Source organism: archaeon (genome assembly GCA_016432545.1).
Taxonomy (GTDB): domain Archaea; phylum Thermoproteota; class Nitrososphaeria; order Nitrososphaerales; family Gagatemarchaeaceae; genus UBA183.
Genome location: CP066694.1, coordinates 1,434,407 through 1,450,468, shown reverse-complemented (window position 1 = coordinate 1,450,468; position 16,062 = coordinate 1,434,407). Strand labels below are relative to the sequence as shown.

Annotated in this window: 25 protein-coding genes and 1 tRNA gene; 17 read left to right on the top strand and 9 right to left on the bottom strand. The window is 58.9% G+C overall.

What is annotated here, in order from left to right; genetic code table 11:
* Nucleotides 1-62: 62 nt before the first annotated feature.
* From HY247_08165 to HY247_08155, 3 genes are all read left to right on the top strand, one after another.
* Nucleotides 63-947: an EamA family transporter gene (locus tag HY247_08165; GenBank protein QQG48692.1), complete on the top strand. Its 885-nt coding sequence runs from the start codon at nt 63-65 to the stop codon at nt 945-947.
* A gap of 29 nt (nt 948-976) precedes the next feature.
* The gene (locus HY247_08160; GenBank protein ID QQG49598.1) at nt 977-1,930 is read left to right on the top strand and encodes a cysteine synthase family protein; all 954 of its coding nucleotides are present in this window, start codon (nt 977-979) and stop codon (nt 1,928-1,930) included.
* A 190-nt stretch (nt 1,931-2,120) separates the two neighbouring features.
* Nucleotides 2,121-2,558 (top strand): gamma-glutamylcyclotransferase, encoded by a 438-nt coding sequence (locus HY247_08155; protein QQG48691.1) that lies wholly within the window; start codon nt 2,121-2,123, stop codon nt 2,556-2,558.
* 135 nt (nt 2,559-2,693) lie between these two features.
* Here the strand turns inward: HY247_08155 and HY247_08150 are convergent, their stop codons facing one another.
* Nucleotides 2,694-3,065, bottom strand: coding sequence for a hypothetical protein (locus HY247_08150; protein ID QQG48690.1), 372 nt, complete (start codon nt 3,063-3,065; stop codon nt 2,694-2,696).
* Nucleotides 3,066-3,747: 682 nt separating this feature from the next.
* Between HY247_08150 and HY247_08145 the strand changes: the two genes are divergently transcribed.
* Entirely contained in the window at nt 3,748-4,005 is a 258-nt protein-coding gene (locus HY247_08145) for a hypothetical protein (protein QQG48689.1), read from the top strand.
* Between the two features lie 56 nt (nt 4,006-4,061).
* Here HY247_08145 and HY247_08140 read toward each other — a convergent pair.
* From HY247_08140 to HY247_08130, 3 genes are all read right to left on the bottom strand, one after another.
* Nucleotides 4,062-4,171 (bottom strand) — tRNA-Lys (locus tag HY247_08140).
* Nucleotides 4,172-4,217: 46 nt separating this feature from the next.
* Complete coding sequence (locus HY247_08135; GenBank protein QQG48688.1) at nt 4,218-5,072, bottom strand: deoxyribonuclease IV; 855 nt, start codon at nt 5,070-5,072, stop codon at nt 4,218-4,220.
* A 67-nt stretch (nt 5,073-5,139) separates the two neighbouring features.
* Nucleotides 5,140-5,496: a hypothetical protein gene (locus HY247_08130; protein QQG48687.1), complete on the bottom strand. Its 357-nt coding sequence runs from the start codon at nt 5,494-5,496 to the stop codon at nt 5,140-5,142.
* A gap of 193 nt (nt 5,497-5,689) precedes the next feature.
* On the opposite strand from HY247_08130, the gene HY247_08125 reads away from it, so the two are divergent.
* Nucleotides 5,690-6,067 carry a hypothetical protein gene (locus HY247_08125; GenBank protein QQG48686.1) on the top strand — a complete coding sequence of 126 codons (378 nt, stop codon included), beginning with the start codon at nt 5,690-5,692 and terminating at the stop codon, nt 6,065-6,067.
* A 17-nt stretch (nt 6,068-6,084) separates the two neighbouring features.
* On the opposite strand, the gene HY247_08120 is transcribed toward HY247_08125, so the two are convergent.
* Nucleotides 6,085-6,267, bottom strand: a complete 183-nt coding sequence (locus tag HY247_08120) for a hypothetical protein (GenBank protein QQG48685.1) — start codon at nt 6,265-6,267, stop codon at nt 6,085-6,087.
* Nucleotides 6,268-6,357: 90 nt separating this feature from the next.
* Between HY247_08120 and HY247_08115 the strand changes: the two genes are divergently transcribed.
* Nucleotides 6,358-7,023, top strand: coding sequence for a hypothetical protein (locus tag HY247_08115; GenBank protein QQG48684.1), 666 nt, complete (start codon nt 6,358-6,360; stop codon nt 7,021-7,023).
* 7 nt (nt 7,024-7,030) lie between these two features.
* Here HY247_08115 and HY247_08110 read toward each other — a convergent pair whose 3' ends face one another.
* Nucleotides 7,031-7,420: a Mov34/MPN/PAD-1 family protein gene (locus tag HY247_08110; protein ID QQG48683.1), complete on the bottom strand. Its 390-nt coding sequence runs from the start codon at nt 7,418-7,420 to the stop codon at nt 7,031-7,033.
* 6 nt (nt 7,421-7,426) lie between these two features.
* Nucleotides 7,427-8,014 carry a gamma-glutamyl-gamma-aminobutyrate hydrolase family protein gene (locus tag HY247_08105; GenBank protein ID QQG48682.1) on the bottom strand — a complete coding sequence of 196 codons (588 nt, stop codon included), beginning with the start codon at nt 8,012-8,014 and terminating at the stop codon, nt 7,427-7,429.
* Nucleotides 8,015-8,124: 110 nt separating this feature from the next.
* On the opposite strand from HY247_08105, the gene HY247_08100 reads away from it, so the two are divergent.
* The 9 genes from HY247_08100 to HY247_08060 are packed head-to-tail and all read left to right on the top strand — an operon-like array spanning nt 8,125 to nt 13,726.
* Nucleotides 8,125-8,874: an archaeal proteasome endopeptidase complex subunit alpha gene (locus HY247_08100; protein QQG48681.1), complete on the top strand. Its 750-nt coding sequence runs from the start codon at nt 8,125-8,127 to the stop codon at nt 8,872-8,874.
* Between the two features lie 18 nt (nt 8,875-8,892).
* Nucleotides 8,893-9,627, top strand: coding sequence for a ribosome assembly factor SBDS (locus tag HY247_08095; GenBank protein ID QQG48680.1), 735 nt, complete (start codon nt 8,893-8,895; stop codon nt 9,625-9,627).
* Between the two features lie 7 nt (nt 9,628-9,634).
* Nucleotides 9,635-10,312 carry a KH domain-containing protein gene (locus HY247_08090; GenBank protein ID QQG48679.1) on the top strand — a complete coding sequence of 226 codons (678 nt, stop codon included), beginning with the start codon at nt 9,635-9,637 and terminating at the stop codon, nt 10,310-10,312.
* Nucleotides 10,302-11,057 carry an exosome complex exonuclease Rrp41 gene (locus HY247_08085; protein ID QQG48678.1) on the top strand — a complete coding sequence of 252 codons (756 nt, stop codon included), beginning with the start codon at nt 10,302-10,304 and terminating at the stop codon, nt 11,055-11,057. The genes HY247_08090 and HY247_08085 overlap by 11 nt, the downstream gene beginning before the upstream one ends.
* Nucleotides 11,058-11,064: 7 nt before the next feature.
* On the top strand, nt 11,065-11,871 hold the full coding sequence (locus HY247_08080) for an exosome complex protein Rrp42 (GenBank protein ID QQG49597.1): 807 nt from the start codon (nt 11,065-11,067) through the stop codon (nt 11,869-11,871).
* Complete coding sequence (locus tag HY247_08075; protein ID QQG48677.1) at nt 11,871-12,095, top strand: 50S ribosomal protein L37; 225 nt, start codon at nt 11,871-11,873, stop codon at nt 12,093-12,095. Before HY247_08080 ends, HY247_08075 begins: the two co-directional genes overlap by 1 nt.
* On the top strand, nt 12,073-12,306 hold the full coding sequence (locus HY247_08070) for a hypothetical protein (GenBank protein QQG48676.1): 234 nt from the start codon (nt 12,073-12,075) through the stop codon (nt 12,304-12,306). Before HY247_08075 ends, HY247_08070 begins: the two co-directional genes overlap by 23 nt.
* A gap of 24 nt (nt 12,307-12,330) precedes the next feature.
* Complete coding sequence (locus tag HY247_08065; GenBank protein ID QQG48675.1) at nt 12,331-12,711, top strand: prefoldin subunit beta; 381 nt, start codon at nt 12,331-12,333, stop codon at nt 12,709-12,711.
* Between the two features lie 10 nt (nt 12,712-12,721).
* Complete coding sequence (locus tag HY247_08060) at nt 12,722-13,726, top strand: DHH family phosphoesterase (GenBank protein QQG48674.1); 1,005 nt, start codon at nt 12,722-12,724, stop codon at nt 13,724-13,726.
* Here HY247_08060 and HY247_08055 read toward each other — a convergent pair whose 3' ends face one another.
* Nucleotides 13,727-14,263, bottom strand: coding sequence for an NUDIX domain-containing protein (locus HY247_08055; GenBank protein ID QQG48673.1), 537 nt, complete (start codon nt 14,261-14,263; stop codon nt 13,727-13,729). It lies immediately after the preceding gene.
* Between the two features lie 76 nt (nt 14,264-14,339).
* Between HY247_08055 and HY247_08050 the strand changes: the two genes are divergently transcribed.
* On the top strand, nt 14,340-14,798 hold the full coding sequence (locus HY247_08050; protein ID QQG48672.1) for a CTP-dependent riboflavin kinase: 459 nt from the start codon (nt 14,340-14,342) through the stop codon (nt 14,796-14,798).
* Here HY247_08050 and HY247_08045 read toward each other — a convergent pair.
* Nucleotides 14,737-15,417, bottom strand: coding sequence for a DUF120 domain-containing protein (locus HY247_08045; GenBank protein QQG48671.1), 681 nt, complete (start codon nt 15,415-15,417; stop codon nt 14,737-14,739). The two genes, HY247_08050 and HY247_08045, sit on opposite strands and share 62 nt — an antisense overlap.
* Before the next feature lie 55 nt (nt 15,418-15,472).
* On the opposite strand from HY247_08045, the gene HY247_08040 reads away from it, so the two are divergent.
* On the top strand, nt 15,473-16,039 hold the full coding sequence (locus HY247_08040; protein ID QQG48670.1) for a hypothetical protein: 567 nt from the start codon (nt 15,473-15,475) through the stop codon (nt 16,037-16,039).
* Nucleotides 16,040-16,062: the final 23 nt, after the last annotated feature.

The following is a 16,062-nucleotide window of genomic DNA, read 5'->3' as shown; positions in this document are numbered from 1 at the left end:
GTATTATTTATTACTTCCCTCCGTTTTACCGCGCTGTGCGACGAACGGCCAATCAAAGAGCCATGGGAAGAGCGAAGCTGTCGAAGGGTCACGCGAAGGTTCCGACGCACTTGATATTTGTCACAAGCTCGGTCTTTCACTACCTCGGTCCCTCATTTGCGGTCATCCTCTTCGGTTATCTGCCTGTCCTGGGGGTGGCATGGCTTAGGATCGCGACCGCCGCCGCGACTTTTGCAATTTGGAGGAAGCCGTGGCGAACGGTTCTCCACCCATTAAGAATTGGTGAAATCTCTGGATGCGTCGGACTCGGGGCCACCTTCGCGGCCATGAACTCCTTCTTCTACCTCGCAATCTCGAGGATTCCCCTCGCCACCGTAGGTGCGATTGAATTTCTGGCACCGGTCGCGATGGCCGCAGCCGGGGTCCGCAGCCTCAGGAACCTTGTTGCGTTGTCTGCAGCAAGCCTGGGTGCATTCTCATTGTCAGAGATTCAGCTCTCGCAGGAACCGTTGGCACTCGCGTTCGCCCTCGCTAATTGCGCTCTATTCGGCTGCTACATAGCCTTGGGCCACAGATTCGCTCAGCAAGGCTCATCCACGGGTATTAACAGAGTTGGACTCTCCATGATGTTCGCGCTCGTCTTCATGACTCCCGTCGGAATCAGCGGTGCCTCTTCTTTCCTTCAACCGGTTCTGCTTGCAGCTGGCATAGGAGTGGGAATCTGTTCTTCAGTACTCTCATACGTCCTGGATCAATTTGCGATGTCGAGGTTGCCAAGGGCCACCTTTGCCCTTCTATTGTCCATCCTTCCTGCCATGGCGACTATCATTGGTGCGGTCGTACTTCGGCAACTCCCCACTCCGGGACAACTCGTCGGCATCCTTCTGATCATTGGCGGTGTGGCTTTTCACCAGCCAATGAGGGATAGCCCAGGGGCAAATACATGAAACAGGATCCCCCGCAGGGCCGCAGCTTGATGGATGCGACACCGGCTCCCTCGAGTGATGTGGATGCAGGCGTGCTTCGATCCATCGGCAATACTCCTCTGTTTCGCCTGCAAAAGATGCCTGCGTCGAATGGCGCAGAAATCTGGGCAAAGTGGGAGGCCGCCAATCCCACTGGTAGCATGAAAGACCGAATGGCGCTATCTATGGTTGAAGGAGCAGAAAAGAGAGGGCAGTTGAAATCCGGGGGCAAAGTTGTCGAATACACTGGGGGTAGCACTGGCAGTTCGTTGGCAATGATTTGCGCAGCCAAGGGTTATCGCGCGCATTTTGTTTCTTCAGACGCATTCGCCGAAGAAAAGCTCGCGACCATGCGGGCCCTAGGAGCAGCAGTCGAGGTTGTTCCTAGCGAAAGTCGAAAGGCCACGCCTGAGTTGTTCAAGACCATGATAGAGAGGGCGAGGGAACTCTCCGAGGAGCCTAACACTTTCTGGACGGACCAGTTCAACAATCCAGACAACAAGGCCGGATACCATAAGATGGCGGATGAGATACTGAGACAAGTCGGCGGTTTCGACGCGTTCGTGATGTGTGCGGGAACTGGCGGTTGTTTTTCAGGAAATGCCGAGGTATTCAAAGACCGCATGGGTGCGGTGAAATGTGTGGCAGTAGAACCTGCATCGTCTCGCCATCTGTCGGGTGGACCCGTCGGGGGTCACCGAATTGAAGGAATAGGGCCAGGATTCATCCCGAAGGTGATGAGAATGGACCTCGTTGATGAGATTATCTCCGTTACAGATGAGGATGCCTACAGCACAGCTCGAGAACTCGCGAAGTCTGAAGGAGTCTTCGCAGGAATCTCGTCTGGAGCCAATGTCTTTGCTGCACTTCAGGTAGCCAGGAAACTGGGCCCCGGACACAGAATAGCGACCGTCATCGTGGACTCTGGTCTCAGGTATCTTGGGGGCGACCTTTTTCGCCAGTGAGAAAGCTGGATGTAGTGTTAGAAATGTGCGGTCTCCGGGACTTGGACTCTACATGTAGAGCTGAAAGGATTCGATCATGGCTGCTTGTCACCAACGCTCACGCCATACGTGGATGCGCCGGTCGTCTGGTTAATCTGCCTTCGAAAGACATCTATAACGGTAATAATCCTTGACTGGCTCAAATCTCCCGATGGACATAAGCAAGGCCATCGTTTTCTTCTACGGTTCTTTCATGTCTCCGAAAGTCCTTCGGGACCAAGGGCTAAGCAGAGAAGTGGGGGCGATGGAGGTTGCTACTCTCGAAGGATTCGATGTCGTTCTCTCTCCGAACGCGACCCTGGTGCCTTCAACGAAGGGCGTGGTGTACGGTGTCCTGGCGGAACTGACAGTCGACGAGATTGACCTCCTTTACTCCCGGGGATGGCTCAGTGATTACAAACCGATATCCATCAATGCGAAAAAGAAAGATGGGCAAGAAGTGACCGCGTCCTGCTATGTTGCTCCTTTACGCCAGAACGCCTCTCCTAAGCCAGACTACGTGAGCCTCTTGGTCGAAACCGCGAAATCCTATTGCTTTCCTTCTTGGTACGTCGAAAGACTGAGAAAAGCGGGGCTTAACAATGACTGAAATGCGGTCGCCGGGACTACCACCCAGCAAGATGGGTGGAAATTTCCTAGAACTTTCTCGTGCTAATCCCTATGAGACTTCACACGGTGCGGGGGGGTGGGACTAGAGCGCACGTATTGGGCCCGTAACCCAAATCTAGCCATGTTCTTTCTGCCTACTAGACAGGAGGTTAGTTCGGTACTTGAACAAGATTATCAGATAGGCGACCGAAAAGGCAGTGCCAATTGGCAAATACCACAAGGTAAATGCGGCAAGTGCCGATCCTCCGTAGAACCCCCAACTAGAATCATTCAAGACAAGAACGAAGAAAAGAATCCAGAGGGCGCCCAAGATGACGAATGGCAGTCCCATTGACAGTGGGTCGATTCCGACCGCCCGGAGTACCGTGGCCCAAGGTCCAAGCCCAGGACCGAAAAATGAGCCCGTGATTAGCCTATGAAGACCGTCGAATATCATATATCCTCCCGTGGGAAGCACCACTAAAGCTAGAAGTCCCTTTATCATCACGCGTCAACAAGTCGGTCAGGATTTACTTAACTCTATGAGACGGCCCTTCGCGGCAGGTCTTGGGTAACTACGGCAACCACCTTGCCGAGCGGTTGGTGGAACGAGTTCCCACACCTCATGCAATCTTTGCTCCGACCCGCATCTTTGATGGGGAGTTGCTGTGACCACATATGGTTGTTGTTTTGGACCCAGCATCACGTGAGGGGAACTTGAGATGTTGCTCGGGACAATGGTCAAGAATGAAGTCCTCAAGCGGGACACCCCAGTTACGATATTGAATCCGCATCCAGAGCGAGTTCAAGTTAGGTTCTGGTCAGTCTTTGACCGGGCGCCAGTGACAACGGTGCCCTCACTGGAAATGTTCTTGCGCTGAGAATTCGCCCAACTAATTCGGGCTGTTCTCGCGTATGGCTATCGAGGTCAATGGCGCAGTCCTCATCGTCAATCTTGGCTGACACCTCTGCGATTGATGTTTCTCACCACGAATTTCTCGAAGGCCTCTCGTCTGACCTTGTTCGGTTGGCCCACGCGCCAGAAGTGACAAGGCAGCGCTTCCGCGTCGAACGGCAGCTGCGTTCCTTCAATCGCAGTGATGATGGTCTTCTTGCCGAGGCCAAGGGCCACCCCAAGTTCTAGGAGGCAATTTGGACGCACTTCCGTTAAATCCACAATTACGAGCGAGTTGCTCCCTAGCATCTCGAAAATTTCAACATTGAGGAATGTTTCTTTGGAACTGTCCACGCCGGGGTCGAATCCCGAGAACCAGTTTGACACAGTGGAAGGGGGCGCATACATATCGACTCTTAGAATGATGACCTATGAACCCCTTGCAAAATCAGATGGGGGATTCGCACGGAAATGGGTGTGGGCCGGAAGGGATTCGAACTCAGGCAACGAGGGAATAGTGGCACTTTTAACGGCAAGGCAGGCTTATCACTAGCGCATGCAACCTGAAAATTCTGCAAGAGGGGCCAAGGACCTGAACCCGAACGAGTGCGGGCCCGACGGGAATCGAACCCGTCTAGGGGCCGTCGGCTGACCCTCGGGTTAAAAGCCCGATGCTCTACCTGAGTCCTCTCCACTTGGTGGAACTAAGCTACGGGCCCGCGACAGCCTCGCCCCCGGACGGTCTATTTTACCCTGAGACTTGCGTCAGGCGAGGAGCGACCGCACCGTCCTGAGGCTCCTTCGCATTCCTTCGACGTCCTCGAAGGGCGTCTCCATGATGAGGGGGCGTTCCCTGATCCCCCTGTAGCGTAGGAAGGCTCGCATGCCCTTCTTCCCAATCTTGCCCTCGCCCACGAATTCGTGCCGGTCAAGGTTTCCCCCCAGCGGGCCCTTGGAGTCGTTGAGGTGAACGACCCGCAGCTTGTCCACTCCGACCGCATCGTCGAACAGGCTCATCGTGTTCTCCACAGCCGCCGAGCTGGTCAGGTCGAACCCAGAGGCGAAAGCGTGGCAGAGGTCAAGACAGACTGCCACCCTGTGCTCCTCCCTGACGCGGTCGAGGATCAGCTTCAGTTCGTCGAAGCTCGAGCCCACGCTGTTCTTCTGGCCGGCCATGTTCTCGAGGAGGACCGTCGTCGCCCCACCGCTCTCAGCCAACGCCTTGTTGATCGCCTCGGCCACGTTCTTGACCCCCACCATTGTTCCAGCGCCGAGGTGGCTGCCCAGGTGGGTCACCAGGAAGTCGATCCCTAGCTCGTCGCATCTGCTGACCTCCTCCTTCAGAGTAGCCCTGCTGGGCTTCATTATCCCCGCGAAGGGCGAGGCGAGGTTTGGAAGGTAGGGCATGTGGGCGACCACGGATCTGGTCCCTGCCTTCTTCCTGCGCGACCTGAAAGCACTTACCTGCTCTGCCGTCAGCTCCTTGAACTTCCACGTCCGCGGGTTCCTGGTGAAGATCTGGAAGGTCGTCGCCCCGACCTCCTCAGCTCGGTCAAACGCCAGGTCCAGCGACTTCTCAATCGAAAGGTGGAGCCCTACCTGCGGCTCGATGGGCAACATCAAAAGAGGCAGAGTGTGGGTTTATGGGCGTTTCCGGCCGCAACCCACGCTCTTCTTTTCGTTCAGCTTAGCGCTTCTTAGGCTTGGTAGTCCGCGACGCCTTGGATACTGAAGTGCTCCTCACAGGTGCCGTCCGCCTCCTGTAGTTCTTCGTCGTCTTCCTCGAGATGGATGGAGCCCCGAAGGATGTCGAAGAAGGCGATGAGTAGGCGACCGGCGTTGGGGCCGGCTGGACCGACTCGTAGAGGGCTGGTGCGGGGGCAGGGGACGGAGCAGGCTCAGCTACGGCGGGCACTTCCGTTGCTGGTACTTTCACCTGCTCCGTCGCCGGAGCGTAAGACTCGAGCGAGGAGGCAGATCCCCTCTTTCTCGGGTGTCCTAGGTATCCCTTTGGTGCGGCGTAGAGCACTGCCACAGCGCCCACGGCAACGCCAAGCAATACAGTCGCTAGTTCAAGGACCATTGCTACTGATGATACGGTTGTTGGGGGCTCTTCTAAACCAAGGTCAAACATGATACACAAATCCCTCATTTTCTCTCGACCAGAAACCGGCCCCGGACCCGGGGGGCCCCGCGCTCAGTCGCGCTTATATTACAGCCCGGACCATTCGCTTAGCATGCTCTCGATTCAGTGGGACAAGATTTGCACTGAGATGTTCAAGTTCGACAGGAGGATCAGGTTCGCCGGCATCCTCGACAACTCTGGCAGGAAGATAGCGGGAGGGATGAAGAAGGGCATCGCCTCCCTGGAGCCCCAGAGCGAGGACCTGCGGCTGATAGCGAACATAACCATCCAGCTCAACACTGACCAGACCTGGGACAAGTACTTCGGCCGTAGTCAGTACACCTTCATCAAGAGGGAGAAGCTCAACATCCTGACCTTCAATCTCGGGAACAAGCTTGTGCTGGTCTCGGCCGAGCCCGACTTTACGCTCCAGCAGGCGCAGGACCTCAGAAACCAGATAGTGACGAACCACTCCGGCTCAGTGGCATAAAATAGTGACGAGTTAGGTCAGTTAAGACCTAGCTCGGGAAACTTCGCCTGGACGAGGCCCAGCTCGCCTTGGAGAGTTCGGATCCGCTCAGCGTACTTCTTCATGTCATCTACGTTCTTCTGGACCTTCGCGACCTTGTAGCCTCTCCAAGCCTTTTTCAGGGCTCCCCATGTTTGACCTTTCGAGTATTGGGTCGACATGAGACATCTCCCATCCCAGTTCGAATATAAGCCTTCGCGTCTCATGCACCCCAGAATGGCGGTTAACTAGGAATCTCTGCTCCAGCCTCAGTGCCCGAAGAGCTGACAAGTTACAGGTCGTGGGAACAGGTCGGGGGGTATTTCGACGGGGATGGAAACGTCAGAGTCGAGGTTCTGAAATTTGTCTTGAGGTTGGGCGTTCGTTTCGTAGATACTTGGGGCCCACAGCTTGAGTCAATCAGGTCTTTCCTAATGGGGCAAGGGGTAAGGATGGGCAGGGTGGGCCTTGATCAAGACAGGGCGGGCAACAGGCGACCGGCGTACCGACTTGATGTGGGAGAGACCGCAAGCGTGATCATGCTCGTGCGGGCACTTGGGAGCCTCTGTGTTAAGAAGAGCGAAGACCTGAAGATCGCGCTCGACTACTTGGAGGACCGCATCACTGGAGATGAAGCAGCTTCTCGTTTCAACGACCTTATCGCGACCGGACGGAGGAAGGGGAAGAGACGGATGACTATGATGCCTTACACACGGCGACAAGGCTTGAGGCTTCACGAACTGACGAACGCGAAAAGAGCCAGGGATGCACACAGAGTCAGAGTCGACCCTGCTGTTGAGGAGAAGATCCGTAACGACCACCTCAAGTTAGGAATGGGCGAGACGACGCTCAGCCGGAAGTATGGGTACACCAAGGGCGTCCTGCGAAGGGTACTGCGAGAATTGAAAGCAAACGGGGCGCGTCACGGCAAAGGTTGATCAAGAACTACCCGCGCTTTACTTCGAAAGGTAGCCTCTTCCCGTTGTGGTCGTAGACTCCAAGGTCCCTTTCGGTCGCGTAGGGGTATCCCATGATAACCATCAGCCTCCCAGTGGAGTGGAGCAGGTCCTGGTCCGAGGGGGTGTTGTTGCCTGACGGGTGGGAGTGCGCGACGCCGAGGTATGACATGTCGATGGGAAGCATGAACCAGTTGAAGGACGAGAAGGTGCCTCCGTGGACCGCCGCAGGGGGGACCATAACGCTGTTCACCTCTGCGACCCCTTTCTTCGACTTGCCTCGGAGAATCAGGATCCCCTCGTTGGGGTAGGCCATCCTCGAGTAAGAGAGGAGGCTGTCGACTACATCCGATTGGAAGACGACCTTTTGGACGGGCATCGAAGATCACCTGAGAAGCCGGACAAAGTTGCCGACTACATCCCTACCGTCCGGGTTTTCCTTGGTGTACCTCTCCGGGTGGGACTGCACGCCGTAGAGAGGCCTTCCCTTGTGCTGCATGGCGGCGACTTCCGTGGTCTCGCTGCGTGCAAGGAGCTGGAAGCCCGCAGGAAGTGAAGCTACAACCTCGTGGCGCGACTCGAGGAGGAGCAGCTTCGCGGGCATGCTCGAGAAGAGCCCCTCAGGCGTCAGCACGTTGGTGCTCACAAAGTCGAGGACGTGCTGGCGGTCCTCCACGACCGCGGAGCCAAACGCGTGGGCCATGAGCTGGTGCCCGAAGCAGACTCCGAGGATCGGCACCGACGAATCTCTGACCGCCTCAATCTCAGCGCTGAACTTCTCCTGGACGGATGGCTTCGACATCATGTCAGGTGAGCCGCTGAGGGCGACCCCGCTGTACTTCGAGAAGGTCTTTGTGGAGCAGCTTTCCCAGCTTAGGGCCGAGACATCGGCCCCGTTCACTGATAGGCAGTCGACGAGCCGCTGGAAGCGCTCTTCGGTCGGATAGTTGTTGACTGCGAGTACCCTGACCATTGGAGCTCCGGGACAAGTTGTCGATATGAACTTTGAGAAACTGGCCCTACTCCCCAAAAGGGTTTAAAAGCAGACGGGATTCGTGCGTCAAAAGGAGCAAGGAAAAGAAAATGTTTGCACCTTCGGCAGGATACGACCGGGCCATCACGATTTTCTCGCCCGACGGAAGGTTGTATCAGGTCGAATACGCCCTCGAGACCGTACGCAGAGGCAGCCTTGCGGTCGGGATAAAGACCAAGCAAGGCATAGTGCTTGCCGTAGAAGAGAAGGGCAGGAAGCTCCAGAGCGATGACTCTGTCATCAAGATGTTCCAGATCGACGACCACTTAGGAGCGGTCGGAGCCGGATACATCCCTGACGCGAGGATTCAGGTGGACAGCGCGAGAGTCATGGCCCAGAGCAACAGGCTGATCTACGACGAGCCGGTCGACATCGAAGCAATCGCCAAGAGGATAGCTGACATGAATCAGCAGTACACGCAGTATGCCGGCGTGAGGCCTTTCGGAGTCTCCCTCGTGATTGCAGGCGTCGATGAGACCAACGGGCCTGTGGTCTATCTGGCCGACCCGACGGGGACGTATTCGGGGTTCCACGCGATCGCCATAGGTCAGGGTAGCGACCAGGTAAACGACTACCTTGAGAAGAACTACAGCATGGACCTTTCGCTGGACGCTGCCATCACACTTGCCATCGAGTGCATCTATCTCGTGAGCGAGGACAAGGCCGGAACCGCGCACATCAAGGTCTCGGTCGTGGACGCCCAGTCCAAGAAGTGGCGCCGCCTCCTCGAGCAAGAGATAGCAAAGAACGCCTCAATGGCAAAGACGAAGTCCGACAAGCCCCCAGCCAAGAGCTCCTAGAACGGCGCTGCCTGTAAATTGAGCTTCGGGCACGGAGGCGGAGAGTTCAAGCCAAGGACCAAGGGGCCCTCGAAGTTCACTACCGTCAAGCTCACCATCGCAGGGGAGCACTACGAGATACTCGTCAACCCAGACGCGGCCCTGAGCTTCAAGCAGGGCAGGGATGTCGAGCCATCGCAGGTCATCGCTGTCGACGAGGTTTACTCCGACTCCGGGAAGGGACTGAGGGCGGGGAGCGAGAAGCTGAAGCTGAACTTCGGGACGGACGACCACGCAATGGCGGCGCTCGAGGTGCTGAAGCGTGGAGAGCTGAACCTGACCCAGGAACAGAGGAAGAGGCTCACGGAGGAGAAAAGGAAGGCGGTCATAGCGACAATCTCAAAGAACTTCGTGGACCCCAGGACCTCGCTCCCTCACCCGCCGCTGAGGATCGAGCAGGCGATGCAAGAGGCGAGGGTCGCGATAGACCCGTTCCAGGACGCCAACGAGCAGACGAAGTCGGTAATCGAGAAGCTCAGGACCATCCTGCCCATGAAGTCGGAGAAGGTGAAGCTGCAGGTCAGGGTCGCGGCGCAGTATTCGGGGCAGACGATAGGGGTCCTCAAGAACTTCGGAGAAATCCTCAAGGAGGATTGGGGGGCAGACGGGACACTTTCAGCAATAGTAGAAATACCCGCTGGCGGACAGCCCGGCCTGCTGGACAGGCTCGGTTCGACGACGAAGGGCGCTGCCCAGGTTACAGTAATCAAGTGAATTGGGAATGGTAGAGAGAAGACAGGTTACGCCAGGGGAGGTAATAGCCAGTGGGAACTATCAGTACGGGCCATTCATCGAGAAGAGGGGCGAGCAGTACATCGCGCTGAGGGTCGGCGTGGCTGAGGTGAGCACTGAGGGGCTGAGGCTCAGCCCGGCTTCGGGACCTTACATCCCGAGGGCTGAGGACCAGGTCATCGGGAAGGTGAAAGACCTGAACGGGTTCGGCTGGGTCGTCGACATCAATTCGTTCTTCGACGGCTTCCTTCCGGCTTCGTTCGTCTTCGGGAGAGACTTCTCCCCGGCGACCCACGACCTGGCGTCGAAGTTCGCGCTGGGGGACATGATAGGGGCGAGGATCGAGTCGTTCGAGAGGCTGAGGGACCCGCAGCTGAGCATCAGGGGGGAGGGGTACGGGAAGATCCCGACGGGAGAAATCGTTAAGATATCACCGACGAGGGTCCCCCGAGTAATCGGAAAGAGAGGAGCGATGATCAACATGATTATGGAAGCCACGGGGAGCGACATCCAGGTCGGGCAGAACGGAGTCGTGATAGTCAACGGGCCGCCGGAAGGGGTTACAAAGGCTGTGAAGGCGATCGGGCTCATCGACCGGGGCGCCGCCGGCTCAGACCTCGTCGCGAGGGTGCAAGAGATCATAGGGGGAAGCCAGAATGGAACCTAAGAAGAAGCTCATCGACGAGAACGGCAAGAGGCTCGACGGCCGGACCTGGGACCAGTTGAGGCCGATCAAGCTGGAGGTCGGCGTGCTCAAGAACGCAGACGGTTCGGCGTACATAGAGTGGGGAAAGAACAAGATCATGGCTGCTGTCTACGGGCCGAAGGAGGTGCACCCGAAGCACCAGGTCCTCTCTGACAGGGCACTACTGAGGAGCAGGTACCACATGGCGCCATTCTCGGTGGACGAGAGGAAGAACCCGGCACCTTCTAGGAGGGAGATCGAGATTTCGAAGGTAATACGCGAGGCGCTCCAGCCCGCGGTGATAGTCGAGGACTATCCGAGGACCGCGATAGAGGTCTGGGTCGAGGTCCTTCAGTCTGACGGAGGGTCGAGGGTGGCAGGGATCACCGCGGCGTCGCTCGCCCTGGCGGACGCGGGGATCAACATGCGCGACCTCGTGGTGGGGTGCTCGTGCGGGCTGATCGGAGAGCAGGTGGTGGCGGACCTGGACGACACTGAGGACAAGGAGGGGAACGGGGACATGCCGGTCGCTATCCTGCCCAACCTTGGCGAGGTCTCGCTGCTCCAGGTGGACGGGATCTACACGAGGGAGAACTTCCAGAAGGCCTTCGAGCTGGCCATCGAGAAGGGGAAGGAGATCTACCAGATGCAGAAGGAAGCCTTGGCCAAGAAGTACTTCGGCGCGGGCGGGATGCAGATGGAGCAGGAAGAGGAGGCTGCGGCTTAGGATGTCGATGAAGAAGAACTACGTCGTCGAGACGATAAAGCGCGCCCAGATGGCAGAGCTGATTGCGCAGGGCAAGAGGATGGGTGACAGGGGCCTGGAGGAGCACAGGCCGATAAAGATCGAGACGGGCGTCATACCGAAGGCGAACGGCTCGGCCAAGGTCAGCCTGGGGCACTCGGAGGTCCTGGCCGGGGTCAAGATTGCCACCGGAACTCCGTTCCCTGACACGCCCGACAAAGGGCTCCTAGTGGTCAACACCGAGATACTGCCGATGTCGTCCCCGTTCGCGGAGCCGGGGCCCCCGAGCGAGGAGGCGATCGAGCTCGCGAGGGTGGTCGACAGGGGGATCAGGGAGTCCGAGATGGTGGACCTCACCAAGCTTTGCCTCATCCCCGGAAAGACGGTGGTAACCGTCTTCGTGGACGTGAACATCATGAACGTGGACGGGAACCTCTTCGACGCGGTGAGCTACGCGGTCGTCTCCGCGCTGAGGACTGCGAAGATGAAGAAGTACAACGTAGAGGCGGACAAGGTGGTCGCGACCGAGGAGTGGATTCCGGTCCCGGTCGAGAAGACTCCGGTGTCCGTCACGATCGCGAGGATGGGAAACGCCCTTGTGGTCGACCCAACGTCTGAGGAGGAGGGCCTCATGGACATGAGGATCACGATTACGACCGACGACGACGGGAACGTGTGCGCGAGCCAGAAGGGAGAGGCGAGCACGATCACGCCGGGGGAAGTGCTGAGGGCGGCCGACATATCGATAGCCATAGGGCGCAAGATCAGGGAACAGATTTTGGAGGCCACGAAGTAATGCCAAAGGCCAAGGAGAGCATCCGCGGCCTGGGGGCCAAGTACGGGGGGACGCTCAGGAAGAGGTACGCTAGGATCTTCAGGACCTTGAAGGCGGCCAGGGAGTGCCCGTCGTGCTCCAGCATGAGGCTGAGGCGGGAGTCTTCAGGGATCTGGAAGTGCAAGTCCTGCGGTTATACCGTCGCCGGAGGGGCCTACGACCTTGCGCAGGCAAGGTCAAGGTAATCCCATCGAGTCCGTGCACCTGAAGATCAAGTTCACGGCCGATGCAAGCACCGCACTCAAGCTGAAGGAGTCCTTCCCCGAGTCGCGGGTGACTGGGAGCGAGTGCGAGATCAGCATCGAAGGGTCAGACCCGGGCGAGGTTGCCGAGAGGGCGCACAAGGTCCTCGAAAAGCTCCGGGCCGTAATTGAAACGCCGAAAGGATTTAAGTAGCCAAGAGGGTCGTCGGCCAGAAAATTGAGTCAGCCTGAGCTTCCCCCACTTCTCAGAGAGCAGCTGGCGCGATACGACCAGACCCAGCAGAACCTCCAGGCGGTCATGGTCCAGAAGCAACAGGTGGAGCTGGAGCTCGGCGAGACGGAGAAGGCGCTCGAGGAACTGGGGAAGGCGGTCGACTCGGAGGCGATTTACAAGTTTGCTGGGAACCTGCTCGTGAAGGTCCAGAAGGACTCGGTAGTGAAAGAGCTCACGGAGAAGAAGGAGCTCGCGAACACGAGGAAGATGGTACTGGCGAAGCAGGAGACGCGCTTCAGGGAGAGCCTTAAGGACCTCCAGTCCAAGATTGACGAGGCTGTGAAGGTGAGGCCTTCGCAGGCACAGCCCCCAGGCGACGCCTAGGACCTGGGTCATGAGAGCCGGAGCGTCCGGCCAGTTCCCGTATGTGGACCCCAAGACGATCAGGAGGGCCGCAGTCCTCTGTCACAGGAACGCCGACGCAGACGCATACCTCTCAGCTTTCGCGCTATCTGCTCTGCTGAGGAGCATCTCGCCTGGCTGCGATGTGGACATCGTGACTCCCGAAGGGATGACGACCCTGACGACAAAGCTGAGCAGGAAGTTCGAGCACAGGGTCGTGGAGGAGGGAGGCGAGGACTACGACCTCTACGTCGCGGTCGACGTTGGAGACACGGAGCTCCTAAAGGGGTGGCTCGAGAAGATGAAGGCGAGCAAGGGGCTGAAGGTACTGGTCGACCACCACCCACTTAGGGACAGGGAGGCCTACGACCATGTGGTCGTGGACGAGTCGGCGACCTCCGCCGCTGAGGTGGTCTACTCGATCTTTGAGGAATTGGGGGTCAAAGTTGACAGGCTGACCGCTCAGGCGCTCCTGGAGGCGGTGATGTTCGACTCGTCCCATCTTGCCATCGCGGGCCCCGGGGCCCTGAGGACGGTGGTCAAGCTCATCGACGCTGGGGCAGACATCGGGGACGCGCGGAGGGAACTGCGGAGCGAGCCGGACTACGGCGAAGTCCTTGCCAAGCTCAAAGGCGCCAAGAGGCTCAGGATCTACAAGCTGGGCCCATGGGTCGCTGCGACGAGCCTCGTGGGCTCGTTCCAGGCGCACGTCGCGAGGGGGTTGGTGTACCTCGGGGCGGACGTCGCCATAGTCGGTGGAGAGGCCGAGGGAGAGACCAGGGTGAGCATGAGGTCCACGCAGAGGTTCCTCGACAGGGCCGGGGTCCAGCTCGGAACTCAGGTCGCGGAGGCGGCTACGAAGAAGATCGGGGGGCATGGGGGCGGGCACGCCACTGCCGCGTCTTTCGCCACGAGCGTAGGGGAGGAGGAGGCGGTGGCTGCGGCGTTGGGAGCGGTCTCGGGTCTTCTGTCCGAAGAGGCCAGGGAAATCGAGTAGCTAGAGGCCGTACTTTGCCGACTGGGGACTCCTCGAGAAACCTTCCCACGAGAGCCTGAACCAGGGCGTGAAGGAATTTGGGTTCGACCCGACTTCGGCTGCGACCTCCTTCGGGGAGGCCCACCTTATCGCCGAGATCTCGTCCGGGTTCGGACTGACCCCGCCGTCGAACTCGCCCACCATGACCCTGCAGAACTCGTTCTCGGCGTTCTTCCCTTGCGGGGCGAAGTAGACGAAGGAGTGGACGTCCTCGAGGGCCCCCACCTTCGCGTCAAGCTCCTGGAGCGCCTTCCTTGCGGAGGCCTGCTGGTAGGATTCCCCCGGATAGACGTGACTGGTGTAGGAGACGTCCCAGGCTCCGGGCCACAGGAGCTTCTTCGAACTGCGCTGCTGGAGCAGGAGCTTGCTTCTGTGGAAGAGGAGGACCGTGTATGCCCTATGCCGTCGTCCCGAGCCGCTGTGGCAGTTCTCTCTCGTGTCGGTCCCGATTTCGTTGTCGTTCTCGTCCACCAGCACGAGTATCTCCTGTTCGGGCATGATCAGTCACAATCTCCCCCGATTCTACATAAGCCCATCGGAGGGTTTTATGGGGGAGCTCTGGGGCGCCGCCCCGATGGGCGCTCTGGTGGTGGGCAGGGTCTTCAGCGGGATTGGGAAAGGCAGGTACTACGTGGGCCACCCAGAGTACCAGAAGAGGTTCAAGGAGGCCCTTGGATACAGGCCCTACCCGGGGACCCTGAACGTCAAGCTCGAGAGTCCCGAGTCCTCTAGAGCCCTGAACGAGGCCAGGGGGGGAGTTGTGATCAGGCCGTTCACGTTCGAGGGGGAGAGCTTCAGCGGCCTGGAGTGCTTCGAGGGGTCGCTCCTGGGGGAGAGGGCTGCCTTCCTGCGGATCGAGATAACTCACTACAACGCGACGGTCGCGGAGCTGGTCTCGCCCGTCTACCTTAGGGGAAAGTTGGGGGTCAAGGATGGGGACCTGGTCGAGTTTGCGATGGACGGAGCAGGGCTCACCGGAGAAGGGCGGAGACGTGCACCGGGTCGCCGTCCTTCAAGCCGAGGGTCCTCCTGAGGTCGAGGGGCGAGATCACCTCGAGAACAGTGTCGTCGTAGTGAGTCCGCTCGATGGCAAGGACCGCGCCGGCATGTTTTCCCTCGATGACCGCCCGGAAGCACTTGACTGGCCCGAAGGTCCTCCGTCCGTCCTTGAAGCCACGGACCTCCACCCCTTCCATGAACGGGAGCCGCGCGCGCTGCGCGATTTGTTCCGCTTCTTCTAGACGGAGGTTGAGCGTGCCGGGGAACGGGATGAAACCGAGAGCTCTTCGGAAGGGCAGGGCGTAGCCCTTCAAGGAGACGTAGTATCCGCCTTCGCCGAGGCCTCTGAAGACCTTTCCCGTGAAGTCGAGCTTCTCTTCCTCTTCGAAGGCGGCCCTGAGCCCGGAATAGAACTCCAGGACCTTTCTCCTCCCCGCAGGAGTAAGGGCGACCCTGAGTCCCCTCCCAGCGTGGGAGCGGACTATGAGACCCGACCCCTCCAGGATGACGAGGCGCCTTGACGCTGCCTGCTGCGTGACGCCCATGGCCTTGCCGAGGGCCGCAGAGGAGACGACCACCCCGCCTCGGGCTGCGCCGAGCTTTGCCAACTCCGCGAGTGTCGGGAGGTCGGCGGAGTTCTGGCGGGCATTCAACAACTGGGCTTGTAGCTACCAAAATATTATAAACGTACCTCCCACCGAGGCTCCGATGACTCTCCGAGGGTCGCAGAAGCTAGCCCTGATCGCCCTCTTCGCGGCTATAGCCGTGGTCCTGAACGGGGTTACTGTCCCTGCCCCATACGAGCCCTTCCTACTGTACGGCGTATGGGAGATCCCTGTCCTGACTGCGATGCTGATGCTCGGCTTCCTTGGAGGGGTCAGCGTAGCGAGCCTGAACGCGATAGGCCTCGAGGCCCTCAACCCGGGGGCGCTCCCGACCGGGCCGATCTACAACCTGGTTGCCCAAGTCTCGATGTTCTTGGGCGTTCTTGCAGCGGTAAGGCTTGCGAAGCGGGCCAGGTGGGGGACGCCGGTCCTCGTCGTGCTCGCGACTGCCGCCGGAGCCGTGTTGAGGACGGGAGTGATGACGGCGGTGAACTGGGCAGCCCTTCCTCAGCCGTACCCAGTGGGGTTTTCTGTGGACCCGAGTCTAGTTCCAGGCCTCCTCGTTTTCATCGGCATCTTCAACTTCACGGTCGTCCTCTACACGGTCCCCGTCGCCTTCAGCGTCCTGAGGGCCGTCGAGTCAAGGTATCCATCCGTTCGCCCGGGCTGAGCCCTGGCCGCAGTTGGGGAGAT

Excerpts from the sequence above, each read along its gene's own strand:
- HY247_08165 (QQG48692.1), top strand. The coding sequence starts at position 63 with ATGGGAAGAGCGAAGCTGTCGAAGGGTCACGCGAAGGTTCCGACGCAC.
- HY247_08160 (QQG49598.1), top strand. The coding sequence starts at position 977 with ATGGATGCGACACCGGCTCCCTCGAGTGATGTGGATGCAGGCGTGCTT.
- HY247_08155 (QQG48691.1), top strand. The coding sequence starts at position 2,121 with ATGGACATAAGCAAGGCCATCGTTTTCTTCTACGGTTCTTTCATGTCT.
- HY247_08135 (QQG48688.1), bottom strand. The coding sequence starts at position 5,072 with ATGTTGCCCATCGAGCCGCAGGTAGGGCTCCACCTTTCGATTGAGAAG.
- HY247_08125 (QQG48686.1), top strand. The coding sequence starts at position 5,690 with ATGCTCTCGATTCAGTGGGACAAGATTTGCACTGAGATGTTCAAGTTC.
- HY247_08120 (QQG48685.1), bottom strand. The coding sequence starts at position 6,267 with ATGTCGACCCAATACTCGAAAGGTCAAACATGGGGAGCCCTGAAAAAG.
- HY247_08110 (QQG48683.1), bottom strand. The coding sequence starts at position 7,420 with ATGCCCGTCCAAAAGGTCGTCTTCCAATCGGATGTAGTCGACAGCCTC.
- HY247_08105 (QQG48682.1), bottom strand. The coding sequence starts at position 8,014 with ATGGTCAGGGTACTCGCAGTCAACAACTATCCGACCGAAGAGCGCTTC.
- HY247_08100 (QQG48681.1), top strand. The coding sequence starts at position 8,125 with ATGTTTGCACCTTCGGCAGGATACGACCGGGCCATCACGATTTTCTCG.
- HY247_08090 (QQG48679.1), top strand. The coding sequence starts at position 9,635 with ATGGTAGAGAGAAGACAGGTTACGCCAGGGGAGGTAATAGCCAGTGGG.
- HY247_08085 (QQG48678.1), top strand. The coding sequence starts at position 10,302 with ATGGAACCTAAGAAGAAGCTCATCGACGAGAACGGCAAGAGGCTCGAC.
- HY247_08080 (QQG49597.1), top strand. The coding sequence starts at position 11,065 with ATGAAGAAGAACTACGTCGTCGAGACGATAAAGCGCGCCCAGATGGCA.
- HY247_08075 (QQG48677.1), top strand. The coding sequence starts at position 11,871 with ATGCCAAAGGCCAAGGAGAGCATCCGCGGCCTGGGGGCCAAGTACGGG.
- HY247_08060 (QQG48674.1), top strand. The coding sequence starts at position 12,722 with ATGAGAGCCGGAGCGTCCGGCCAGTTCCCGTATGTGGACCCCAAGACG.
- HY247_08055 (QQG48673.1), bottom strand. The coding sequence starts at position 14,263 with ATGCCCGAACAGGAGATACTCGTGCTGGTGGACGAGAACGACAACGAA.
- HY247_08050 (QQG48672.1), top strand. The coding sequence starts at position 14,340 with ATGGGCGCTCTGGTGGTGGGCAGGGTCTTCAGCGGGATTGGGAAAGGC.
- HY247_08040 (QQG48670.1), top strand. The coding sequence starts at position 15,473 with ATGACTCTCCGAGGGTCGCAGAAGCTAGCCCTGATCGCCCTCTTCGCG.